The following is a 16,757-nucleotide window of genomic DNA, read 5'->3' as shown; positions in this document are numbered from 1 at the left end:
CACCAGTGCCGTTGCATCCTGCGTCACGTCCATGGGTTGAATCTTTGAATCACAGGGGCTCCACCTGAGATTCCTGTGAAGAGAGCCTGAAAGAAGGCCTGAAACCACGGTTGCCGGACGCTTCCCGAGTGTGAACAGAGTATGAAGGCGCCGACCGGTGTCCTGAGTATCCGGTGAGATCCCCTGTCCCGCCATGGCTTCCCCACCCGACCGGTCGGAAGAGTGAGAAAGGAACCGAAGGCGGAGTTCCGTTTCGGCGGCTCCGCGGCAGACCACGCCGGAGGTATTCGTGACCGAAGTCCGCACGCGGCCCACCGTGGCGATCGTCGGAGCGGGCGCGGCAGGCACCCTGACCGCCGTCCAGCTCTGCGAGACCGCCACCCGCCGCCGGACCCCCCTCGACCTGGTACTGGTCGACCCGGCCCCGGAAGCCGGCCGCGGCACGGCCTACGCCACCCCCGATCCACGCCACAGGCTCAACGTCCCCGCGGGCGGCATGAGTTGCTACCCCGACGACCCCGGTCACTTCACCCGCTGGCTGTGCCGCCACGGTGAACCCACCGTCAGGGGCACCGACTTCGCCACCCGCTACCGCTTCGGCGCCTATCTCGCCGACACCCTCGCCCAGGCCGTCGTCCGCTCCCACGGCACGGTCTCCGTACGCCGGCTGCGCACCCGCGCCGAGCGCTGTACCGGCACCCCCGACGGCCCGGTGGAACTCCACCTCGCCGACGGGGGACTCCTCACCGCCGACGGTGCCGTCCTCGCCACCGGCCCCGCCGCCCCTACGGCCGCCTGGGCCCCGCCCGCGCTGCGTACCTCGCCCCGCTTCGTCGACTCGCCCTGGAAACCAGGTGTGTTGGACGCCGTGCGCGAGGACAGCGCCGACGTCCTCCTCGTCGGCACCGGCCTCACCGCCGTGGACCTCGCCCTCACCCTGGACCGTCCCGAACGCACGGTCCACGCCGTCTCCCGCAGCGGACTCCTGCCCCAGCCCCACGCGTTGGGCCCGGCCGGCGCGATGGAGGCACCGGACTGGCCCGACGACCCGACCCTGAGCGGACTGCGCCGGACCGTCTACCGGCACATCAGCCGCTCTGTCCGCACCCACGGCGACTGGCGCCCCGCCCTGGACAGTCTCCGCCCGCACACCGCACGCCTCTGGCACAGCCTCACGCCCGAGGAACGCGACGAGTTCCTCGGCGGCGAGGGCGCCCTCTGGAACACCCACCGCCACCGCATGGCCCCCGCCACCGCCGAGTCCCTGACCCGCGCCCGCACCGCCCGCCGCCTCCGGCTCCACACGGGCACGATCACCGATGTGGCGCGGTCCGGCGAGCGGTTGACGGTGACGCTGTCCAACGGCCGTGCGGTGCACGCGGGTTGGGTGATCGACTGCACCGGACCGGGACAACGGCTCGAAGACCCGTTGTGGCGCTCCCTGTTCGAGTCCGGCACGGCCGTGCCCGGTCCGCTCGGCATGGGGGCCGCCACCCGCGACGGACGCCTCCTCGACGCCCAGGGCCGCTGCGTACGACCGCTGTTCACGCTCGGCGCCCCCAGACGCGGGGAACTCTGGGAGACGACCGCGATCCCCGAGATCCGCGTCCAGGCCGCCACCCTCGCCCGGCACCTCCTCGCCCCGCCGCCGCGCCGCACCCGCCGCAGGCCCGTCGACGGACTCGGACTCCCGCTGTCCACCCACGCCGAGGCCGCCACCGCCTACCGCAACGGACTCGACCGGGTCCTCAAAGTGCGCGCCGGAGCCGAGGCCGCCTTCGCCCGCGCGGTCGCCCTCGACCCCGGATTCGCCCTGGGACACGCCGCGTTGGCCCTCCTCGGCCACGAATGCGGAGCCGCCGTCGACGTCCCCCGGGCACTGGCCGACGCCCAGCGCAGCGCACGCGAACGCGCCGACGAACGCGAGCGGTCCCTCGTCGACGTGATCACCCGCAGGGTCCGATCCACCGACGGGGACCGCGCGTTGATCCGCCACCTCGGCACCCACCCGGCCGACGCGCTCGCCCTCGCCACCGCCGTCCCCACCATCGCCTTCTCCGGCGTCACCGACCTGGACGACGACTTCGCCCTACGGCTCGTCGAGCGCACGTCCCCGGCCTACGACGGGCACTGGTTCCACACCTCGCTGCTCGCGTTCCTCCGCCAGGAGCAGGGCCGGCTGCACGAGGCGGGCGAACTGGCCCACCGCGCCCTGGCGGTCGAGCCCGCCTCCGGCCACGCCGTGCACGCGCTGGCCCACGTCCACTACGAGTCCGGCGCCCACGAGGCGGGCCGCGACTGGCTGGACCGCTGGGTCTCGGGGCAGGGCCGGGGCGCGGTCCACCGGGCCCACTTCTCCTGGCACATCGCCCTGCACGAACTGGCGTTGGACGACCCGGCCGCCCTACGCAGGCGCTGGTTCGCCCAGTTGGCGCCGGGACGGGTGACCGGGATGCGTGCCCTGGTCGACTCGGGGTCCCTGCTGTGGCGGGCCCGGCTCAGCGGCAACTGGCAGGGGGAGCAGCCTACTTCGGACGTCCTGGACTCGGTGACCCGCGAGGTGCTGGAGCGCCCGGCGACGGCGTTCACGGCCCTGCACGCGGCGGTGGCGCTGACGGCGGCCGGAGACCTCCCGGCCCTCCGCCGTCTGCGCGACCACGCGGCGGGCGCCGACCCGGTGCAGCGCGAGGTCATCGCTCCCCTCTGCGATGCCTTCGTCGCCCTCGTCGAACACCGCTTCCACGAAGCCGCCCACGGCCTCGACGCGCTGCTCCCGGTCCTCCGCAGGGTGGGCGGCAGCGCGGCCCAACGCGAGGTCGTGGAGGAGACGTTGCTGTACGCGCTGGTGTCCGCGGGGCGGTGCGACGCGGCACGACGGCTGCTCGACGCGCGGTTGGACCGCACGGCGGCGCCCCGGGACCGGCGGATGCTGGCGGGACTCCCCGGATGAGTTGAGCGGAGGACGGGGGTGTGCCGGGGTGGACGTCGGCCGGTCGGTGCACGCGGGCCCGGTCCGGGCCGGGAAGGGCGCCGTCACGGCTCGGGGCGCCACCCCAGTGCCCGCGAGATGCCGCGCGCCGCGAGCCGCACCGCCGGGACCAACGCCGGTACCTGGGCGTCCGCATGAGGCACCACGACCGACACCGCCGCCACCACCGCACCGCCCGGACCGCGCACCGGCGCGGCCACCGAGAGCGCGTCGTCCGTGACCTGACGGCTGCTCACCGCCACGCCGGTGTGCCGTACGTCGGCCAGGACCCGGCGCAGTCGCACCGGATCGGTGATCGTGTACGGCGTGAAGGACGCCAACGGCCCGGCGCAGTAGGCCTCTTGGCCGTCCGGGGCGTCGTGGGCCAGCAGGGCGAGGCCCACTCCGGTGGCGTGCAGGGGCCAGCGGGCGCCGACCCGGATGTGCACGCCGACCGCCGAACGGCCCGAGATCCACTCGGTGTAGACGACCTCCGACCCGTCCCGCACCGCCAACTGCACGTTCTCGTGCGTCGCTTCGTACAGGTCCTCCAGGTACGGCAGCGCCAGCTGGCGCAGGGCGAGGCCGCGCGGGGCGAGCGCCGCGACCTCCCACAGCCGCAGGCCCACGTGGTACGTGCCCGTCGTGTCCCGTTCCAGGGCGCCCCACTCGGTGAGGGCGCCCGCGAGCCGGTGGGCGGTCGTCAGGGTGAGGCCGGCGCGGCGGCTGATGTCGGACAGGGACAGGGCAGTGTGCGTGTGGTCGAAGGCGGCGAGCACGGCGAGCAGCCGGTCCGGCGCGGAGCGCGTGGCGGGCGCCGCCGCCCGGGGGATCACCGAGGGTCCCGTCGGGATGGCCGGTCCGGTGGCCGGTGCCGGCCGGGCGGTGGCGGCGGGCCCGGTGGCCGTGGCGGCCTCGGCAGGCGTGGCGGAGCCCGCCGTCGTGGCGGAGCCGGCGGTCGTCGTGGACCGGGTGGTGGGCATGGCCGGGCCTCCGTCCGGGGTCAGGCGAGTCCGTCCTCGGCGACCCGTTGCAGCAGGGTGTGCAGGGTCGCGCGCTCGGTCGCGTCGAGCGGGCCCAGCAGTTCGTTCGTGACGCGCAGGCCCGCCTCGTCCGTGTCGCGGAGGAAGCCGCGGCCGTCCGCCGTCAGGACCACGATGCGGCTGCGGCGGTCGTCGGGGGAAGGGCGGCGCTCGGCGAATCCGAGTTTCTCCAGGTCGTCCACGAGGCCGACGATCGCGCTCGGGTCGTAGCCGAGGCGGGTGCTCAGTTCGCGCTGGAGGGCGCCCTCGGTCGTGGCCAGGAAGCGGAGCAGCGCGTAGTGGCGCAGGCGCAGGCCCGACTCCTGGAGGAACGTGTTGAAGAGCTGGCCCGACCGCAGGCCCAGCCGGTACATGAGGTAGCCCGTGTCCGCGTGCAGCCCGCGCATCCACGGCTCGTGCGCGTCGATCGGCGGGTTCGCGGCGTGCGGCTGACGGGCGATGGCGGGCTCCCTGGGTCGAGGCCCCGGGCGGGGCGTGCGGTGGTCCGGGGCCAGTCTGACGCACCTGGCCCGTCGGCAACAACTATTGACGTCAACAATTATTGCTCTTAGCTTCGATCTCGTAGCCGCACCGGTGCGTCAGCAGCCGCATCGCGATGCACCGCCTTGTGAAGGGACCCCTCGTGCCCAGCATCGATCTGACCGGCAAGGTCGCCGTCGTCACCGGCAGCGGCCGGGGCCTCGGCCTCGCCTACGCACACGCCCTCGCCGCCCACGGCGCGTCCGTGGTCGTCAACGACATCGACGAGGCGGTGGCCGACCAGGCCGTGAAGTCGATCGCCGGGGCGGGCGGCACCGCCGTCGCCGAGGTGGTCCCGGTCGGCACGGCGGAAGCCGCCGAACGGCTGGTGAACCGTGCCGTCGCCGAGTTCGGGCGGCTCGACGTCCTGGTCACCAACGCGGGCATCCTGCGCGACAGGGTGCTGTGGAAGATGACCGACGACGACTTCGACGCGGTGATCACCACCCACCTCAAGGGCACCTTCACCTGCGCCCGCGCCGCCGCCGTGCGGATGCGCGAGCAGGGCGGGGGCGGCAGCCTGATCCTGGTCGGCTCGCCCGCCGGCCAGCGCGGCAACTTCGGCCAGACGAACTACGCGGCCGCCAAGGCGGGCATCGCCGCCATGGCCCGCACCTGGTCGATGGAGCTGGGTCGCGCGGGCATCACCGTGAACGCGATCGTGCCGGTCGCCGCGACCGCGATGACCGAGACGATCCCCGCGTTCGCGCCCTACGTGGAGGCGCTGAAGAACGGCGAGCCCCTCCCCGACGTCCTGCGCAAGGGCGAGGGCTTCGGCACTCCCGAGGACTGCGCGGCACTCGTCCCGTTCCTGGCCTCCGAGGCCGCGCGCGGCATCACGGGCCAGGCCATCGGCATCGGCGGCGACAAGGTGGCACTCTGGTCCCACCCGCGGGAGATCAGCACGGCCTACGCCGACGGCGGCTGGACCCCCGACACGCTGGCCGACGCCTTCACCGCCTCGGTCGGTGCCGAACTCCAGTCGGTGGGCATCCCCGCACCGAAGCTCCCGGAGGCGTGATGACACCCCCCATGGACCTCGAAGGACTCGTCGCGATCGACGTCCACACCCACGCGGAGGTGTCGTCGAAAGGCCACTCCTCCCTGGACGACGACCTGCACGACGCCTCCTCCGCCTACTTCAAGGTCGAGGGCAAGCGGAAGCCGACCCTGGAGGAGACCGCCGCGTACTACCGCGAGCGGAACATGGCCGCCGTCGTCTTCACGGTCGACGCCGAGTCCGCGACCGGCACCGAGCCCGTCCCGAACGAGGAGGTCGCCGAGGCCGCCGCCGCCAACGCCGACGTCCTCATCCCCTTCGCCTCCATCGACCCCTTCCGCGGCAGGGCGGGCGTACGGCAGGCCCGCCGCCTGGTCGAGGAGTACGGGGTGAGGGGCTTCAAGTTCCACCCCAGCATCCAGGGCTTCTTCCCCAACGACCGTGCCGTGGCCTACGACTTGTACGAGGTCATCGAGGAGACGGGCGCCATCGCCCTCTTCCACACGGGCCAGACGGGCATCGGCGCGGGCGTCCCGGGCGGCGGCGGCATCCGTCTCAAGTACTCCAACCCGCTGCACGTGGACGACGTCGCCGTCGACTTCCCCCACCTCAGGATCATCCTGGCGCACCCGTCCTTCCCCTGGCAGGACGAGGCCCTCGCCGTCGCCACCCATAAGCCGGGCGTGCACATCGACCTCTCCGGCTGGTCCCCGAAGTACTTCCCGCCGCAACTCGTGCAGTACGCCAACACCCTGCTCAAGGACAAGGTCCTCTTCGGCTCCGACTACCCCGTCCTCACTCCGGACCGCTGGCTCGCCGACTTCGAGAAGCTGCCCATCAAGGACGAGGTCCGCCCGAAGATCCTCAAGGAGAACGCCGCCCGCCTGCTCGGCCTGACCTGAGGGATGCCGGATGCGCAACGAGGGACTGGGGTCCTGGCCCGCCCGCCGGGCTCGGAAGACCCCACGCCGTACGGCTCTGGTCCACGGCAGTTCGTCGACGGACTACGGCACATTGCATACCAGGACCACCCGCCTGGCCCACGCCCTCCGGGCCCGGGGCCTCCGCCGCGGCGACCGCATCGCCTACCTCGGCCCGAACCACCCCGCCTACCTGGAGACCCTGTTCGCGGCCGGCCTCCTCGGCGCGGTCTTCGTCCCCCTCAACACCCGCCTCGCCGGCCCCGAGATCGCCCACCAACTCACCGACTCCGGCGCCCGGATCCTCCTCTACGACCCCACGCACACCGGGCTCGTCGCCGGACTGCCGGGCAGCACCGACGTACGCGTCTACATCGAAGTCGGCCCGGAGTACGAGGAGTTGATCGACTCCGCCGCGGACGAGCCGATCGACGAGCCCGTCACCGCCGACGACACCTGCATCATCATGTACACCTCGGGCACGACCGGCCGCCCCAAAGGCGCCATGCTCACCCACGGCAACCTGACCTGGAACGCCCTCAACGTCCTCGTCGACACCGACCTCGTCGCCGACGAACGGGCCCTGGTCTCCGCCCCGTTGTTCCACACGGCCGGGCTCAACATGCTCACCCTGCCGGTGCTGCTCAAGGGCGGCGCCTGCGTCCTGGTCGCGGCCTTCGACCCGGCGGCCACCTTCGACCTCGTCGAACGGCACCGCATCACCTTCATGTTCGGGGTCCCGACGATGTTCGACCAACTCGCCCGGCACCCCCGCTGGGCCGACGCCGACCTCTCCTCGCTGCGCATCCTCACCTGCGGCGGCTCCCCGGTCCCGTCCCCGCTGATCGCCGCCTACCAGGAACGCGGCCTGACCTTCCTCCAGGGCTACGGCATGACGGAGGCCGCGCCCGGCACCCTGTTCCTGGACGCCGAACACGCGCGGAGCAAGGCGGGCTCGGCGGGCGTGCCGCACTTCTTCAGCGACGTACGGGTGGTGCGGCCCGACCTCACCCCCGCCGACGTCGGCGAGACCGGCGAGATCGTGGTGCGCGGACCCCATGTCATGCCCGGCTACTGGGGGTTGCCCGAGGAGACGGCCGCGGTCTTCGCCGACGGCTGGTTCCGCAGCGGGGACGCGGCACGCGCCGACGAGGACGGCTACGTGTACATCGTCGACCGCATCAAGGACATGATCATCTCCGGTGGGGAGAACATCTACCCCGCCGAGATCGAGGACCTGCTGCTCGCCCACCCCGACATCGTGGAGTGCGCGGTGATCGGGGTCGCGGACGACACGTGGGGCGAGGTGCCGCGCGCGGTCGTCGTCCCGCGCGAGGGCGTCCCGCTCGACCCCGCCGAGGTGCTCGCGTCGCTGGCCGGGCGGCTCGCCAGGTACAAGATCCCCAAGTCGATGGTGGTCGCGGACGAACTCCCGCGCACCGCCTCCGGAAAGCTCCTCAAGTCCCGGGTGCGCAAGCGCTTCGGGGACCGGCAACTCCCCTAAGGAACGGGCTACTCATGAGCATCACCGTCAACGGCCTCGACGCACTCAGGAAGCTCGCGGGCAGCGACCTCGGCACCAGCGAGTGGATCGAGGTCACCCAGGAGCGCATCGACACCTTCGCCGACGCGACGGGCGACCACCAGTGGATCCACGTCGACCCGGAGAAGGCCGCGGCCGGACCGTTCGGCGCGCCGATCGCGCACGGCTATCTGACCCTGTCCCTCTTCATCCCGCTCTTCACCGAGCTGCTGGACGTCGAGGGCGTGTCCACGAAGGTCAACTACGGCCTGGACAAGGTCCGTTTCCCCGCACCGGTGAAGGCCGGCTCGCGGATCCGGCTCGCCGCGCGGCTCGCCGCCGTCGAGGACGTACCGGGCGGGGTGCAGATCGCCGTCGAGGGCACGATCGAGATCGACGGCGGGCCAAAGCCCGCCGCCGTCCTGCGGAGCCTCTCGCGGTTCTACGTCTGACGGACGGTCACGGTCGACCGTCGTGCGGGTACCGCCGCCCGTCTACTGCTGCTTGTACGCGTACACGCTCGTCGACACCTGGCACACGCCCGGCTGGACGACCTCGGCCCGCAGTGTGCCGCTGTTCACGTCGTAGTCGATGCCCTCGGCCTCGAACGTGCCCGTGCAGATGCTGCGTTGGGGCAGCGCGAACAGGCTGGTGACCGTGCCGGTGACCGGCTGGCCGTCCAGCTTGTGCGGCAGGTCGACCTGGAGGAGCGGGCGGATCTCGGGGAACTTGGTCCCCGACGCGTCGTCCGAGACGCACACCAGCCGGGTGTCCGTCACGAAGTCGCAGCCCTGGATGTCGTTCACCGTCCGGTCCAGGGTGATCTGTCCGGCCTGCGGCAGCGCCCCGCCCGTCTTCGGGGTGGAGGCGTTGAGCAGGGGAGTGGGGAAGACCTGGAGTCTGGACTGGTCGCCCCACTCGCCCGACACCATCCACTGCGTGTCCGGCGAGATCGCGTCGAACGAGTTGTTGATCTTCTCGCCCGGGTCGAGGGTGTGGACGTACGTGTAGCGCGTCCCGGACGGCGTGGTGACCGCGAACATCTTGGACGTGCCGGTGTCGGCGCCCTGGTAGGCGTCGAAGACGTAGCCGTTCGCGATGTCCGGGTCGCCGATGTGGTTCCAGCCCTGGATGCGCAGATCCAGCGGGATGGACGCCAGCCCGCGGTACAGCAGCGAGCCGTCGGCCCGACTGGCGACGCCCTCACCGCCGCCGAGACTGCCGGTGTAGGCCGTGCCGGTCTCCACCCAGGTGGTGGAGGCCGCCGCCGAGGAGGTGCTCACGCCGAGCGTGAGCGCACCCAGTAAGGCGGCGAGGACAGTCAGTTGACGCTTCATCAGATACCTGCCAGGTCGACGAAGATGGGGTTGGAATAGAACCATGTGTCGGCCCACGGGTCACCGTTGCCGGGCTCGTGGGGGATCGGGCCGTGCGGGTCCACCGAGGCGCCGAGGTAGCCCGTGCCGTGCCGTTCGCCGTCGCTGCCGCGCAGCCGCAGATAGAAGGACTCGTCCCCGGCGGTCACCGGGACGCGCAGGGTGTACGTCCCCTTGCGGCCGCTGACGTCCGCCGTACGGACGACCTTCGTGTCCGGCGCCCGCCACGCGTCCCGGTCGGCCACCGCACCGCGCACCGCGCCCCGGATGACGTCCACGTGCGCCAACTCCGGCAGGATTCCCTGGCTGTTGGGGCGCGAGGCGGTCGTCACGGTGATGTTCAGGGTGAGCCGGTCGCCCCTGCGGACCCGCAGCCGGCCGCCCAGTGTGACCCCCCGGCCGTGGTCGCAGTCCCGCTTCAGGCGGACGTCGAGCCCGTCCAGCAGATGCCCGTGGTCCACCCAGACCCGGCCCGCGCGCAGGCCCGCCATGACCTCGCGGTAGCCGTAGCGGGTCACGCCCACGTGGGTGCGGCTGAACTCGCCGGGCCAGAAGTCGCTGCCGGGCTGCTCGGAGTCGGTCCGCACCGGGTCGGGGAGCCTGCCGGTGTTGTCGAAGTTCTGCCCGTCGGGCCAGGCGCCGTTGGCCCAGGTGTCGTGGACCGTGCGGTGGTTGTCGGAGTTGGTGGTGATCGAGAAGAGCCGCCCCTCGGCCAGCATCGAGTCCCACAGGCCGCCGACGGTCGCCGTCGCCCAGTCGAAACCGCCGTAGGTCACGTACGCGCCCTCGGGGTAGCCCGACCAGGACTGGTCCGACGGCTTGTTCTGGTACTCGCCGCGGACGGACGTCGCACCGCCCCAGCCGGGCAGGGCCGCGCCCTGGGCGCCGGGCGCGCCCTCCATGCCGATCATGATCTCGGGGGCCGCGTCCCGCCAGGCGCGTATCTCGTGCGGGGAGTCGATGCCCAGGCGCAGCGGGTGGTTGGCGAGGACGAGGACGTCGTCGACGTAGCCCGAACGGCGTTGCTCCGCCAGCCACTTGACGGCCTTCACGGCGTGGGCCTCGTTGCGGGCGGTGTCCGCGTCGGCGGCGCCGCCCTTGTCGTAGCCCAACAGCTTGCCGTCGTAGGCGAGTTCGAACCGGGTGAGCAGATCCACCTCGTGCCGGCTCGGCGCGGCGAAGATCGTGCAGTGCTCGGCCGCCGGGATGTACCACTCCAGGCCCTGGAAGATCAGCTGACGGGGGTTCGCGGCACGTGCCCTGAGGATCTCCGCGTGCTCCAGCTTCGCGCCGTAGGAGGCGTGTCCGAAGTTGGAGTGCTCGTTGAAGACCATCCAGTCGAGGCCGTACCTCGCGGCGGCCCGCGCCTGCTGGGAGAACGTGTACTTCGCGTCGTGGCTGTACACGGAGTGCACGTGGTGGTCGCCGACGAGGTAGGCGAGGCGCGGGTCGTCGCCGCCGTAGCCCCGGCCGGCCGCCGCCGCGGAGGTGGCGAGCGGGCCCGCGCCGAGGGCGAACGCGGCGCCGAACAGGCCCGCGCGGCGCAGGAGTCGGCGTCGGGAGACGCCTTGTGCGTCGAGGTCGGCGGGGGAGACGGACGGGTCGGCCCAGGTGGGCAGCTGCTGCTCGGTCATGATGGCTCGGAAGTCCTCTGGGGTGTGGAGGGCTGTCAGTGGGTCATGAAGGAGGTCACGGGCAGCGCCCGGGAGACGATCCGGACGTCGCCGAGGCGGCCGCGCAGGATCTGGTCGATCCTGTCCGCGTAGGTGTAGCCGCCGAGCAGCCAGGGCAGGCCGGCCGAGGTGAGGCCCACGGCGGACGCCTTCGGATTGCGCACGACCGGGCAGCCGTCGACGTACAGCGTGGTGTGCCGGCCGTCGTTGACGACGGCGAGGTGCGTCCAGGTCTCCAGCGGGGTCTCCTGGCCCCAGTTGCTGGCGATGCCCTCCTGGTCGAGCGGGCGGACGGCCCACTGCGGCTCGCGGTCGTTGGACAGGGACAGAGTGGCGAGCGGCTCGTCCGGGTCGTCGGCGGTCTTGCCCGCGTCGCCGCCCGTGCCGGTCCGGCTCACCAGTCCGGACCAGGCGTTGTGGTCGGGGTCCCAGTCGGCGGGCAGCCGGAAGAACGCCTCGATCGTGTAACCCCGTTCGAACGTCGCGGAGTTGAGCGGCGCGCGGTCGGCCGTGCGCAGGTAGGCGCCCTTCAGCGGCGACTTGTGGCCGGTGAACTCCAGGCTGCCGTGGGCCGGTTGGTCGGGGTGGTGGTCCGCCGACCAGCCGAGCGTGCCGCCGCCGACCGTGACCACGGTGAGGTCGTTGCCGTGGCCGGACAGGTCGCGGACGGTGCCGGACACCGGGGACTCGAAGCGCCAGTAGGCCGCCGTGCCCGGGATCACCAGCTTCGACGCGGGACGCGCCGCACGGGCCGGCACCGGGTCGAAGCCGGCGAAGCGGTCCGCGAAGTCGATGCCGACGGAGAACCGGTCGGCGTCGCCGCTGAGTTCGATCTCCCGCCGCTCCAGCTCGTTGAGGCCCTTCGCCGCCCGGCCCAGGATCCACGGCGACACCGTCTCGACGTCGATGACATCGCGGTCCAGGTCGAAGTGGTAGAGCCGGATCATCGCCGCGCCGCCGAAGTAGCGGTTCTGATAGTTCGTCAGGTGCAGGTGGACGTCGTTGCCCGCCTTGTTTTTGCGGGTCGCCCGGCCGGCGGGCCAGTAGTGGCCGTTCAGGGTCAGGAAGATCTGGTCGTGGTCCGCGACGAGCCGGTCCCACAGCTGCTGCCCGTAGTCCGACAACGTGTCGTCGGCCACCACGAGTTCGTGGGTGGTGAGGACGACCGGCGTCCTCGGATGCTGCGCGAGGACGTCCTCCGCCCAGGCGTAGCCCTGCGCCGACAGCCGCCAGTCCAGCGCCAGCACCAGCCACTCCCGGCCGGCGGCCCTGAACACGTGGTACGTGTTGTAGCCGTCCGAAGAGGCCCCGCCGAAGGTGGACTTGTTCCTGAAGCGGCGCGGGCCGAACGTGTCCAGGTACGCGGACGCGCCGCGCTGGTCGTCCTTGGACGAGTCGATGTCGTGGTTGCCGGCCAGCACGCTGTAGCCGACGCCGCGCCGGTCCAGGAGCTCGAACGCCTCCCCGATCGCGGCGCATTCGGGCGCGGCGCCGTTCTGCGTCAGGTCGCCCAGGTGGGACAGGAAGACGATGTTGTCGTCCTTGCCGTGCTCCAGGAGGTAGCGCAGCGAGGCCTCGACGGGCGCACTGTCGATGCTGGGTCCGTCGAACAGGTACTGGGTGTCCGGCATCACGGCGAGCGTGAAGCGGCGGCTGTCGGTGTCGGGCCGCCAATGCGCCGCCGCGGAACCGGAGTCCGGGGCCGCCTCGGCGCCGCCCGGCAGTGCGACGCCGGCCGTGGCGGCGGCGCCGAGCAGGGCGGTCGCCCGCAGGAAGGTGCGTCGTCCGGCGCCGGCTTGCGCGCTCTCGCACCGCTCCTGCTCGTGTTCGTGGTCATGCGAAGTGCACACATGTGCTCCGTACGGGATGAGTGCTCGTGAGAGCTGCCGGGAACCGGTGGTTCACAGAACGCGCAGGGTCCAGCTCCAGCGATGGACACCCGGTGCGACGAGATACCGCGCCGATGTGTCGGGGCCGCACGACGCCGTGCCCAACCCCCGGTGCGCCGCGTCGAGTTGCACCACGCAGGACGCGCGCGGCACGAGTTCGTCGTGATGCCGTACGGCGGTCAGGTCGTCGGCGCGATGGCGGCTCACCGAGACCTGGCGGGGCTCGTCGAGGTCGACCGCGAGACCGGTGGCGTCCGGTGCCGACAGCGTGAACCGCCGTACCCCGTGCCGCCCACCGCTCTCCTGCGGCCGCAGGTACGGGGTGAACAACTCGTCGACGGGGACCGAGTGGTGGCCCACGGGCGCACCCGTGCTGCGGTCGGGGTACGACTCCCAGGGACCCTGACCGAACCACTCCAGCAGATCGAGCCCCGCCACCGTCTCGAACACCGTGCCCACCCGGGCCACGTCGTCGAACTCGGCGGGCAGTTCGGCCGATTCCTCGATCCTGACCCCGCCCTCCACCGGCGTGAACACCTGGCAGTGCCGGATCACACCGGTGGCCCCGGCGTACTCGGCGACCGTGGTGATCCTCCCCCAGCCTTCGGCCGGGGGGACCCCCATCTCGCTTCGCTCGCCGTCACGCCGTACCGAGACGACCTTGCGGACCAGCGAGTCGAGCCCCCAGGCCCGCCAGCGCGCGGCCATGCCCCCCAACTCGTCGTTGTCGGTGGGCGCCCGCCACAGGGACAGCGTGGGGGCGACCGTCAACAGCGGGTGGAGCAGCAGGCCTTCGCCGTCGACCTCGACCCGGCCGCCGCCGACCGCGGGCGTCGCCACCGGCGTTGCCGCCCGCAGCCGCACCTGGGGCGCGCAGACGTCTGTGCCGCGCGGTGCCCACGGCTGGTCCTCGGCCGTCGTCACGCGCAGCGTCAGCCAGGCCTCGCCGCCGTCCTCGGGCAGCGCGAACGGCAGCGGTACGGCCACCGTCTCGCCCGGGCACAGGGCGGGCAGCTCGGCCGGGGCGGTCAGCGTACGGCCGTCCGCGAGGGCCAGCTCCCAGGTCCCGGCGAGCCAGTCGAGGCCCCGGAAGTGCTGGTGGTTGCCGAGGACGACGCCCTCGTGCCGGAAGCGCTCGATGCGCACCGGCGCGGAGATCTCCCGGTGCTCGAACATCACCGGCTTGGGGGTGCGGTCGGGGAACACCACGCCGTCCGCGATGAACACGCCGTCGTGGACCGCCTCGCCGAAGTCACCGCCGTACGCCCAGCGTTGGCCCGGCGCGGTGACACCGTTGTCGTACAGCCCGGCGCCCGCGCGGCCGGTGGGTCTTCCGTCGCTCACACGCTGCAGGATCCCGTGGTCCCAGAACTCCCAGATGAAGCCGCCCTGAAGACCCGGGGTGGACTCGATGGCAGCCCAGTGGTCCGCGAGGGTGCCGTTGCTGTTGCCCATCGCGTGCGAGTACTCGCACTGGATCAGCGGCCTGGTCTGCTCACCGGACAGCGCGTGCGCGACGCAGTCCTCCAGCGGCGCGTACATCGGGCAGGCGATGTCCGAGGCGAGGTCCGGATCGGCCCAGCCGCGCTTGGCGGCGCCCTCGTACTGGATCGGTCTGGTCGGGTCGTGGCGCCGGACCCAGCCGGCGGCCGCGTCGTGGTTCGCGCCGTAGTCGGACTCGTTGCCGAGCGACCAGATGATCACCGAGGGGTGGTTCTTGTCGCGCAGGACCATCCGCGCCGTGCGGTCCACGAACGCGTTCAGATAGCGCGGGTCGTCCGCGATCTCGTGCGCGTGGTCGTGCGACTCGATGTCCGCCTCGTCGACGACGTAGAGCCCCAGCTCGTCGGCGAGGTCGTAGAGCGCCGGGTCGTTCGGGTAGTGCGCGGTGCGGATCGCGTTGAAGCCGAACCGCTTGAGCAGCACCAGGTCCGCGCGCATGTCGTCGTACGACACGGTGCGGCCGGTCAGCGGATGGAAGTCGTGCCGGTTGACGCCCCGGATGTACACGCGCTCGCCGTTGACGAGCAGGTCCCGGCCGACGATCTCCACGTCCCGGAACCCGATGCGCCGGTACGACGTGTCGGCGACCGTGCCGTCCGCGCGGTGCAGCCGGACGGTGAGGCCGTACAGCTCGGGCGTCTCGGCGTTCCAGGTGCGCACCTCGGGGACGACGGCGCGCATGCGGGCCTCGCCGAGGAAGTCGGAGACCCGGTCGTCCTCGGCGTTGAACCGGTCGAACTCCGTTTCCTGGGTGAGGAGTTGACCGTCGAGGTCGCCGGAGACGTACCATCCGCCGGGCAGCGCGCCGGCCGTGTCCCGCACCTGGCAGTCGACGCGCAGGGTGCCGTCGTAGGACGCTCGCACGGTCACGTCCGCGAGATGCAGCGGATCGGTCGCGTACAGCAGCACCGACCGGGTGATGCCGCCGTGCCACCACTGGTCCTGGTCCTCGATGTGCGAGGCATCCGACCACTTGACGACGGTCAGCCGTACGGTGGCCCGTCCGCCGGGGCGTACGAGATCCGTGAGGTCGAAGTCGGCGGCGAGGTGGGAGTCCTTGGAGACACCGACGGGCCGCCCGTCCACATGCACCAGCAGCACGGTCTCGGCCGCCCCGACCTGGAGCACGATCCGCCGCCCGGCCCAGCCGGCCGGGACGTCCACCTCGCGCTCGTAGACCCCCGTCGGATTGTCGACCGGCGACAGCGGCGGGAATTCCGCATACGGCATACGGACGTTCGTGTACTGCGGACGGTCGTCCGTGTCCTGCATGGTCCAGGCGCCCGGCACGTACGACGAGGACCAGGTCTCCGCGAGCGGCGCGTCCGGCGCCGGCAGCAGCTGGAAGCGCCAGTCGCCGTCGAGGGGTACGGCCCCCGCACGGCGGTCGACGGCAGACATGGGCAACCGCCCCCAGGAGGTCACCTCGGGTGACTCCCAGGGGCGGAGCGCGAGCAGCGGGTCGGTCATCAGCGGATGGCTCCCTTGCCGAGGTCGCCGATGATCTGCTTGGCGCCGACCGCGAACACGATCAGCAGGGGGATGAGAGCGAGGAGCGCGCCGGTCATGACCATTCCGTAGTCGGTGGTGCCGTGGGTCCCGTTGAGCTGGGACAGGGCCACCTGGAGGGTGACGTTGTTCGGGTTGGTGAGGGCGATCAGGGGCCAGGCGTAGTCGTTCCACTGGCCCATGAAGGTGAAGATGCCGAGGAAGGCGAGGCCCGGCCGGACCACCGGGAGCGCCACGTGCCAGTACTGGCGCAGGAAGCCGGCGCCGTCGATGCGGGAGGCGTCGAGGAGTTCGTCGTGGATCGCGCTCTTCATGTACTGGCGCATCCAGAAGATGCCGAACGCGTTGGCCGCCGCCGGGACGATCAGCGCGGTCATCGAGCCGATCCAGCCGAGCTTCGCCATGATGACGAACTGCGGGATGGCCGCGAGCTGCGCGGGCACCATGAAGATGACCATCAGCGTCGCGAACAGCACGTTCTTGCCCGGGAAGCGGAACTTGGCGAAGACGAACGCGGCGAGCGAGTCGAAGAGCAGGACCAGGAAGGTCACCGACCCCGCGACCAGGACCGAGTTGAACATCGAGCCGAAGAAGTCGATGTTGTCGAAGAGGCTGCGCACGTTCTCCAGGAAGTGCGTGCCCGGCAGCAGCTTCGGCGGGTAGGAGAAGATCTCCGACGAGGTGTGCGTCGACATGATCACGGCCCAGTAGAACGGGAAGGCCGAGATCAACACGCCCAGGATCAGGGAGACATGGAGGCCGATACCGCGGCTCCGGGTGCCCCGGATGCCCTTCGGTCGGCGGGTGCCGTGGAGGAATGCCATGGTGACCGACT

General features: G+C 71.9%; 12 protein-coding genes. 5 read left to right on the top strand and 7 right to left on the bottom strand.

Annotated elements, in window-relative coordinates; all coding sequences use genetic code 11:
- Positions 1-289: 289 nt before the first annotated feature.
- Positions 290-2,950: an FAD/NAD(P)-binding protein gene (locus ACIPTO_RS01650; RefSeq protein WP_401188502.1), complete on the top strand. Its 2,661-nt coding sequence runs from the start codon at positions 290-292 to the stop codon at positions 2,948-2,950.
- 83 nt (positions 2,951-3,033) lie between these two features.
- On the opposite strand, the gene ACIPTO_RS01645 is transcribed toward ACIPTO_RS01650, so the two are convergent.
- Positions 3,034-3,951 carry an IclR family transcriptional regulator gene (locus tag ACIPTO_RS01645; RefSeq protein ID WP_401188499.1) on the bottom strand — a complete coding sequence of 306 codons (918 nt, stop codon included), beginning with the start codon at positions 3,949-3,951 and terminating at the stop codon, positions 3,034-3,036.
- 20 nt (positions 3,952-3,971) lie between these two features.
- Positions 3,972-4,397, bottom strand: coding sequence for a MarR family winged helix-turn-helix transcriptional regulator (locus ACIPTO_RS01640; protein WP_401188496.1), 426 nt, complete (start codon positions 4,395-4,397; stop codon positions 3,972-3,974).
- Between the two features lie 236 nt (positions 4,398-4,633).
- Here ACIPTO_RS01640 and ACIPTO_RS01635 point away from each other — a divergent pair, with 236 nt between their 5' ends.
- From ACIPTO_RS01635 to ACIPTO_RS01620, 4 genes are read left to right on the top strand one after another with little or no spacing between them, the layout of a single operon-like run.
- A complete protein-coding gene (locus ACIPTO_RS01635; protein ID WP_401188493.1) occupies positions 4,634-5,551 on the top strand; it encodes an SDR family NAD(P)-dependent oxidoreductase in 918 nt (305 codons plus the stop codon).
- 11 nt (positions 5,552-5,562) lie between these two features.
- On the top strand, positions 5,563-6,432 hold the full coding sequence (locus ACIPTO_RS01630; RefSeq protein WP_401189662.1) for an amidohydrolase family protein: 870 nt from the start codon (positions 5,563-5,565) through the stop codon (positions 6,430-6,432).
- A gap of 10 nt (positions 6,433-6,442) precedes the next feature.
- The gene (locus tag ACIPTO_RS01625; RefSeq protein WP_401188491.1) at positions 6,443-7,954 is read left to right on the top strand and encodes a long-chain fatty acid--CoA ligase; all 1,512 of its coding nucleotides are present in this window, start codon (positions 6,443-6,445) and stop codon (positions 7,952-7,954) included.
- A gap of 14 nt (positions 7,955-7,968) precedes the next feature.
- Positions 7,969-8,424, top strand: coding sequence for a MaoC family dehydratase (locus ACIPTO_RS01620; RefSeq protein WP_401188489.1), 456 nt, complete (start codon positions 7,969-7,971; stop codon positions 8,422-8,424).
- A gap of 42 nt (positions 8,425-8,466) precedes the next feature.
- On the opposite strand, the gene ACIPTO_RS01615 is transcribed toward ACIPTO_RS01620, so the two are convergent.
- The 5 genes from ACIPTO_RS01615 to ACIPTO_RS01595 are packed head-to-tail and all read right to left on the bottom strand — an operon-like array spanning position 8,467 to position 16,746.
- Positions 8,467-9,309, bottom strand: coding sequence for a hypothetical protein (locus ACIPTO_RS01615; protein ID WP_366311317.1), 843 nt, complete (start codon positions 9,307-9,309; stop codon positions 8,467-8,469).
- Entirely contained in the window at positions 9,309-10,982 is a 1,674-nt protein-coding gene (locus tag ACIPTO_RS01610; RefSeq protein WP_401188487.1) for a histidinol-phosphatase, read from the bottom strand. The genes ACIPTO_RS01615 and ACIPTO_RS01610 overlap by 1 nt, the downstream gene beginning before the upstream one ends.
- 35 nt (positions 10,983-11,017) lie before the next feature.
- Positions 11,018-12,871 carry a LamG-like jellyroll fold domain-containing protein gene (locus tag ACIPTO_RS01605; RefSeq protein WP_401188484.1) on the bottom strand — a complete coding sequence of 618 codons (1,854 nt, stop codon included), beginning with the start codon at positions 12,869-12,871 and terminating at the stop codon, positions 11,018-11,020.
- Positions 12,872-12,922: 51 nt separating this feature from the next.
- The gene (locus ACIPTO_RS01600; protein WP_401188482.1) at positions 12,923-15,883 is read right to left on the bottom strand and encodes a glycoside hydrolase family 2 TIM barrel-domain containing protein; all 2,961 of its coding nucleotides are present in this window, start codon (positions 15,881-15,883) and stop codon (positions 12,923-12,925) included.
- The gene (locus tag ACIPTO_RS01595; RefSeq protein ID WP_366311309.1) at positions 15,883-16,746 is read right to left on the bottom strand and encodes a carbohydrate ABC transporter permease; all 864 of its coding nucleotides are present in this window, start codon (positions 16,744-16,746) and stop codon (positions 15,883-15,885) included. Before ACIPTO_RS01595 ends, ACIPTO_RS01600 begins: the two co-directional genes overlap by 1 nt.
- Positions 16,747-16,757 lie beyond the last annotated feature (11 nt).

The sequence above is a fragment of the Streptomyces sp. NPDC090083 genome, assembly GCF_044747445.1.
GTDB lineage: Bacteria > Actinomycetota > Actinomycetes > Streptomycetales > Streptomycetaceae > Streptomyces.
This window is presented reverse-complemented; position numbering and strand designations above follow the sequence as displayed.